Source organism: Streptomyces graminilatus, from assembly GCF_001418565.1.
In the GTDB taxonomy this organism is placed as follows: Bacteria; Actinomycetota; Actinomycetes; order Streptomycetales; family Streptomycetaceae; genus Streptomyces; species Streptomyces graminilatus.
This window is the reverse complement of the sequence record NZ_LIQQ01000774.1, coordinates 1-1,834: the sequence shown is the minus strand read 5'-3', so window position 1 is coordinate 1,834 and position 1,834 is coordinate 1. Positions and strand designations below refer to the sequence as shown.

The window sequence follows — 1,834 nt, the reverse complement described above, 5'->3', positions numbered from 1 at the left end:
CACGCCATGCGCGGCACGGGCTGCCCGCGCCGCCCGTGCCGCGCATGGCGTGCGTGGAGCCGGTGGTCACGTCCGGCTTGTGTGGGCCTCCTGGCGGGCCGTGAGTACCCGTGGGCCCGATTCCGTGATCGCCACCGTGTGTTCCGCGTGGGCCGCGCGGGAGCCGTCGTTCGTGCGGAGGGTCCAGCCGTCCGGGGCCTCGTGGTAGCCGTCCTTGCCGCTGCCGATCAGCATCGGCTCGATCGCCAGGACCAGGCCGTGGCGCAGCGGCATGCCCCGGCCGGGGCGGCCCTCGTTGGGGACGGGCGGGTCCTCGTGCATCCGGCGGCCGATGCCGTGGCCGCCGAAGCCCTCCGGGATGCCGTACCCCGCCGTACGGCACACCTCGCCGACCGCGTGGGCGATGTCGCCGACGCGGTTGCCGACGACCGCCGCCGCGATGCCCGCCGCTAGGGCCCGCTCGGCGGTCTCGACGAGCCGTACGTCGGCCGGGCGCGGTTCGCCCACGATGAAGCTGATCGCCGAGTCGCCCGCCCAGCCGCCGAGCTGGGCGCCGAAGTCGATGGAGACGAGGTCGCCGTCGCGCAGCCGGTAGCCGTCCGGGATGCCGTGCACGATCGCGTCGTTCACCGAGGCGCAGATCACCGCCGGGAACGGGGCGGGCGCGAAGGCGGGGTGGTAGCCGAGGAAGGGGGAGGTCGCCCCGGCCGCGCGCAGCACGCCGTGCGCCACCTCGTCCAGCTCCAGCAGGGAAACACCCACGTCAGCGGCTTCCCGAACAGCGGTCAGGGCTCTGCCGACCACCTGGCCCGCCGCGTACATGGCGTCGATGTCTGTGTCCGTCTTGAGTTCCACCATGCCAATTACTATACCGGTATTAGAATGGCGGCATGGTACGCACTCCTCTCACCCCCGAAGAGCGTGAACGCGGCGAGCGGCTCGGCCGGCTGCTGCGTGAGGCGCGTGGTGGCCGCAGCATGGCGCAGATCGCGGCCCACGCCGGTATCTCCGCCGAGACCCTCCGCAAAATTGAGACGGGCCGTGCGCCGACCCCGGCGTTCTTCACGGTCGCGGCGCTGGCGCGGGTCCTCGGACTGTCCATGGACGAACTGGTGGGGCGGTGCGAGCCGTTGGCCCCCGTCGCGGCGTGAGTCGCGGAGGGTGGTTCCGGCCAATGTGTCAGTGGTTCCCGTTACGTTCCGCTGGGCGCGGAGTACTCTGCGTCGGGTCCGAAAACCCTTCGTAGCCCGTCTGTAACACGACTGGTGTTTTCTACGGGGCGGACAACTCCGTTCGGGCATGGGGTGGGCGTCATGGCGGTGGAACAACTCCCGGAGCAAGCGCGGGAGTTCGCGCGGTATCTGCACGGGCTGCTGGCCCGCCTCGATCAGGGCGCGGGTTGGTGTGCCGTGTTCTGGCAGCGCGACCCGGACGGTATGCGCGCCTGCCTGGAGGGGTACGACGTGCCGCCCTGGGACGTCGTGGAGGCGCTGCTCCAGGATCTCGCCGCCGGGGGCCCGACGGGCGCCGTCGCTCCGGAGGCCGAGCGGGCGCGTGCCCTGCGCCAGGCGTCCCTCGACGTGTTCGACGCCCGTCCCGGCGCCCGCGACGCGCTCGGCGACCGGCTCGACGTGATGCTCCGGGAGCAGCGGTACGCCGCCGAGCGGGTCGCCGACATCGGGCGGTCGCTCGGCTCCGCCGCCACCCAGGAGGAGGCCGAGAGTCTCCGCCTCGACCTCGCCTGGGCCCACGACGACCATGAGCGCGCCTCCGCCCGCTGCGTCGAACTCCGGTACCGCCTGGACCAGTTGGCCCGCCGGACGGTGAGCCGGGC

The 1,834-nt window shown here is 72.8% G+C and carries 2 protein-coding genes and 1 pseudogene; 2 read left to right on the top strand and 1 reads right to left on the bottom strand.

From position 1 onward, the window contains the following. Nucleotides 1–66 precede the first annotated feature (66 nt). On the bottom strand, nucleotides 67–858 hold the full coding sequence (gene map, locus AOK08_RS41410; RefSeq protein ID WP_055535678.1) for a type I methionyl aminopeptidase: 792 nt from the start codon (nucleotides 856–858) through the stop codon (nucleotides 67–69). A gap of 32 nt (nucleotides 859–890) precedes the next feature. Between map and AOK08_RS41405 the strand changes: the two genes are divergently transcribed. After that, the gene (locus AOK08_RS41405) at nucleotides 891–1,151 is read left to right on the top strand and encodes a helix-turn-helix domain-containing protein (protein ID WP_006382737.1); all 261 of its coding nucleotides are present in this window, start codon (nucleotides 891–893) and stop codon (nucleotides 1,149–1,151) included. Nucleotides 1,152–1,313: 162 nt separating this feature from the next. Next, nucleotides 1,314–1,834, top strand: a pseudogene (locus tag AOK08_RS41400) (hypothetical protein); the annotation flags it as partial.

Bases quoted from the DNA above. Each gene is read 5' to 3' on its own strand.
- AOK08_RS41405 (WP_006382737.1), top strand. From the start codon at position 891: ATGGTACGCACTCCTCTCACCCCCGAAGAGCGTGAACGCGGCGAGCGG.
- map (WP_055535678.1), bottom strand. From the start codon at position 858: ATGGTGGAACTCAAGACGGACACAGACATCGACGCCATGTACGCGGCG.